At 52.1% G+C, this 5,000-nt stretch carries 2 rRNA genes (both only partly in view); one reads left to right on the top strand and one right to left on the bottom strand.

The annotated features are described in order from the left end of the window. A 23S ribosomal RNA gene (locus PFEN_RS27035) occupies positions 1-2,184 on the top strand (it extends 636 nt beyond the left edge of the window). 348 nt (positions 2,185-2,532) lie between these two features. Here PFEN_RS27035 and PFEN_RS27030 read toward each other — a convergent pair. Further along, positions 2,533-5,000: ribosomal RNA gene (locus tag PFEN_RS27030) — 23S ribosomal RNA — on the bottom strand (it continues 411 nt past the right edge of the window).

Here is a 5,000-nt window from a genome sequence, read left to right as displayed (position 1 = left end):
GGGCGTCTAGTCGCTGGGAATAGACCCGAAACCGGGCGATCTATCCATGGGCAGGTTGAAGGTTGGGTAACACTAACTGGAGGACCGAACCGACTACCGTTGAAAAGTTAGCGGATGACCTGTGGATCGGAGTGAAAGGCTAATCAAGCTCGGAGATAGCTGGTTCTCCTCGAAAGCTATTTAGGTAGCGCCTCATGTATCACTGTAGGGGGTAGAGCACTGTTTCGGCTAGGGGTCATCCCGACTTACCAAACCGATGCAAACTCCGAATACCTACAAGTGCCGAGCATGGGAGACACACGGCGGGTGCTAACGTCCGTCGTGAAAAGGGAAACAACCCAGACCGTCAGCTAAGGTCCCAAAGTCATGGTTAAGTGGGAAACGATGTGGGAAGGCTTAGACAGCTAGGAGGTTGGCTTAGAAGCAGCCACCCTTTAAAGAAAGCGTAATAGCTCACTAGTCGAGTCGGCCTGCGCGGAAGATGTAACGGGGCTCAAACCATGCACCGAAGCTACGGGTATCACTTAGGTGATGCGGTAGAGGAGCGTTCTGTAAGCCTGTGAAGGTGAGTTGAGAAGCTTGCTGGAGGTATCAGAAGTGCGAATGCTGACATGAGTAACGACAATGGGTGTGAAAAACACCCACGCCGAAAGACCAAGGTTTCCTGCGCAACGTTAATCGACGCAGGGTTAGTCGGTCCCTAAGGCGAGGCTGAAAAGCGTAGTCGATGGAAAACAGGTTAATATTCCTGTACTTCTGGTTATTGCGATGGAGGGACGGAGAAGGCTAGGCCAGCTTGGCGTTGGTTGTCCAAGTTTAAGGTGGTAGGCTGGAATCTTAGGTAAATCCGGGATTCCAAGGCCGAGAGCTGATGACGAGTTATCTTTTAGATGACGAAGTGGTTGATGCCATGCTTCCAAGAAAAGCTTCTAAGCTTCAGGTAACCAGGAACCGTACCCCAAACCGACACAGGTGGTTGGGTAGAGAATACCAAGGCGCTTGAGAGAACTCGGGTGAAGGAACTAGGCAAAATGGCACCGTAACTTCGGGAGAAGGTGCGCCGGTGAGGGTGAAGGACTTGCTCCGTAAGCCCATGCCGGTCGAAGATACCAGGCCGCTGCGACTGTTTATTAAAAACACAGCACTCTGCAAACACGAAAGTGGACGTATAGGGTGTGACGCCTGCCCGGTGCCGGAAGGTTAATTGATGGGGTTAGCTAACGCGAAGCTCTTGATCGAAGCCCCGGTAAACGGCGGCCGTAACTATAACGGTCCTAAGGTAGCGAAATTCCTTGTCGGGTAAGTTCCGACCTGCACGAATGGCGTAACGATGGCGGCGCTGTCTCCACCCGAGACTCAGTGAAATTGAAATCGCTGTGAAGATGCAGTGTATCCGCGGCTAGACGGAAAGACCCGTGAACCTTTACTATAGCTTTGCACTGGACTTTGAATTTGCTTGTGTAGGATAGGTGGGAGGCTTTGAAGCGTGGACGCCAGTTCGCGTGGAGCCAACCTTGAAATACCACCCTGGCAACTTTGAGGTTCTAACTCAGGTCCGTTATCCGGATCGAGGACAGTGTATGGTGGGTAGTTTGACTGGGGCGGTCTCCTCCTAAAGAGTAACGGAGGAGTACGAAGGTGCGCTCAGACCGGTCGGAAATCGGTCGTAGAGTATAAAGGCAAAAGCGCGCTTGACTGCGAGACAGACACGTCGAGCAGGTACGAAAGTAGGTCTTAGTGATCCGGTGGTTCTGTATGGAAGGGCCATCGCTCAACGGATAAAAGGTACTCCGGGGATAACAGGCTGATACCGCCCAAGAGTTCATATCGACGGCGGTGTTTGGCACCTCGATGTCGGCTCATCACATCCTGGGGCTGAAGCCGGTCCAAGGGTATGGCTGTTCGCCATTTAAAGTGGTACGCGAGCTGGGTTTAGAACGTCGTGAGACAGTTCGGTCCTATCTGCCGTGGACGTTTGAGTTTATCGGACTGACGAACCTCTGTTTCGTTGTCACCGTGCATTGCGGGTACTATGTTCGGAAGATAACTGAAAGCATCTAAGCGGAAACTTGCCTCGATGAGATCTCAGGACTTGAGTTCCTGAAGGCGTCGAGACTGACGTTGATAGGCAGGGTGGTAGGCTGTAGCTTGAGCTCCTTACTAATGCCCGTGAGGCTTGACATATAAAGCAATTTGCGGTTCAGCGATAGACGAGGACACAATGCGTGTGTGAACAAAACAAATTTCAACAAAACCGAGCTTACATCATTCTGGATATCTGACGAGAACCTACTCTCACATGGGGAACCCACCTACTCGGCGATGCATCGTTCACGCTGATCGGGATGGTCAGGTGGTTCCTGCTAGGTCGTCAGAATCGTAGCCAGCTCGTTCTCTTGCGAGATCACGCTCCAGCAAATGGTATGTGACAGCTCGGTTTTGGAGTCGCAAACTTCGGTTCTTTCGTCTTCAACACCGCAATCTGGTGCTCCTTCGCTTTCAGCTCGAAGCCTGCAAATTGCTTGGTGTTATATGGTCAAGCCTCACGGGCAATTAGTACAGTTAGCTCAACGCCTCACAGCGCTACACCCCTGCTATCAACTCGTAGTCTTCGACGGCCCTTCAGGAACTCAAGGTCCAGTGAGATCTCATCTGAGGCAAGTTTCCCGCTTAGATGCTTCAGCGGTTATCTTTCCCAACATAGCTACCCGGCAATGCCACTGGCGTGACAACCGGAACACCAGAGGTTCGTCCACTCCGGTCCTCTCGTACTAGGAGCAGCCCCTCTCAAATCTCAAACGTCCACGGCAGATAGGGACCGAACTGTCTCACGACGTTCTAAACCCAGCTCGCGTACCACTTTAAATGGCGAACAGCCATACCCTTGGGACCGGCTTCAGCCCCAGGATGTGATGAGCCGACATCGAGGTGCCAAACACCGCCGTCGATATGAACTCTTGGGCGGTATCAGCCTGTTATCCCCGGAGTACCTTTTATCCGTTGAGCGATGGCCCTTCCATACAGAACCACCGGATCACTAAGACCTACTTTCGTACCTGCTCGACGTGTCTGTCTCGCAGTCAAGCGCGCTTTTGCCTTTATACTCTACGACCGATTTCCGACCGGTCTGAGCGCACCTTCGTACTCCTCCGTTACTCTTTAGGAGGAGACCGCCCCAGTCAAACTACCCACCATACACTGTCCTCGATCCGGATAACGGACCTGAGTTAGAACCTCAAAGTTGCCAGGGTGGTATTTCAAGGTTGGCTCCACGCGAACTGGCGTCCACGCTTCAAAGCCTCCCACCTATCCTACACAAGCAAATTCAAAGTCCAGTGCAAAGCTATAGTAAAGGTTCACGGGTCTTTCCGTCTAGCCGCGGATACACTGCATCTTCACAGCGATTTCAATTTCACTGAGTCTCGGGTGGAGACAGCGCCGCCATCGTTACGCCATTCGTGCAGGTCGGAACTTACCCGACAAGGAATTTCGCTACCTTAGGACCGTTATAGTTACGGCCGCCGTTTACCGGGGCTTCGATCAAGAGCTTCGCGTTAGCTAACCCCATCAATTAACCTTCCGGCACCGGGCAGGCGTCACACCCTATACGTCCACTTTCGTGTTTGCAGAGTGCTGTGTTTTAATAAACAGTCGCAGCGGCCTGGTATCTTCGACCGGCATGGGCTTACGGAGCAAGTCCTTCACCCTCACCGGCGCACCTTCTCCCGAAGTTACGGTGCCATTTTGCCTAGTTCCTTCACCCGAGTTCTCTCAAGCGCCTTGGTATTCTCTACCCAACCACCTGTGTCGGTTTGGGGTACGGTTCCTGGTTACCTGAAGCTTAGAAGCTTTTCTTGGAAGCATGGCATCAACCACTTCGTCATCTAAAAGATAACTCGTCATCAGCTCTCGGCCTTGGAATCCCGGATTTACCTAAGATTCCAGCCTACCACCTTAAACTTGGACAACCAACGCCAAGCTGGCCTAGCCTTCTCCGTCCCTCCATCGCAATAACCAGAAGTACAGGAATATTAACCTGTTTTCCATCGACTACGCTTTTCAGCCTCGCCTTAGGGACCGACTAACCCTGCGTCGATTAACGTTGCGCAGGAAACCTTGGTCTTTCGGCGTGGGTGTTTTTCACACCCATTGTCGTTACTCATGTCAGCATTCGCACTTCTGATACCTCCAGCAAGCTTCTCAACTCACCTTCACAGGCTTACAGAACGCTCCTCTACCGCATCACCTAAGTGATACCCGTAGCTTCGGTGCATGGTTTGAGCCCCGTTACATCTTCCGCGCAGGCCGACTCGACTAGTGAGCTATTACGCTTTCTTTAAAGGGTGGCTGCTTCTAAGCCAACCTCCTAGCTGTCTAAGCCTTCCCACATCGTTTCCCACTTAACCATGACTTTGGGACCTTAGCTGACGGTCTGGGTTGTTTCCCTTTTCACGACGGACGTTAGCACCCGCCGTGTGTCTCCCATGCTCGGCACTTGTAGGTATTCGGAGTTTGCATCGGTTTGGTAAGTCGGGATGACCCCCTAGCCGAAACAGTGCTCTACCCCCTACAGTGATACATGAGGCGCTACCTAAATAGCTTTCGAGGAGAACCAGCTATCTCCGAGCTTGATTAGCCTTTCACTCCGATCCACAGGTCATCCGCTAACTTTTCAACGGTAGTCGGTTCGGTCCTCCAGTTAGTGTTACCCAACCTTCAACCTGCCATGGATAGATCGCCCGGTTTCGGGTCTATTCCCAGCGACTAGACGCCCTATTAAGACTCGCTTTCGCTACGCCTCCCCTATTCGGTTAAGCTCGCCACTGAAAATAAGTCGCTGACCCATTATACAAAAGGTACGCAGTCACCCAACAAAGTGGGCTCCCACTGCTTGTACGCATACGGTTTCAGGATCTATTTCACTCCCCTCTCCGGGGTTCTTTTCGCCTTTCCCTCACGGTACTAGTTCACTATCGGTCAGTCAGTAGTATTTAGCCTTG

Origin of the sequence: Pseudomonas sp. FEN, assembly GCF_904067045.1 — a bacterium.
Lineage (GTDB): Bacteria > Pseudomonadota > Gammaproteobacteria > Pseudomonadales > Pseudomonadaceae > Aquipseudomonas.
The sequence above is the reverse complement of the archived record's forward strand: the minus strand, read 5'-3'. Positions and strand labels throughout refer to the sequence as shown.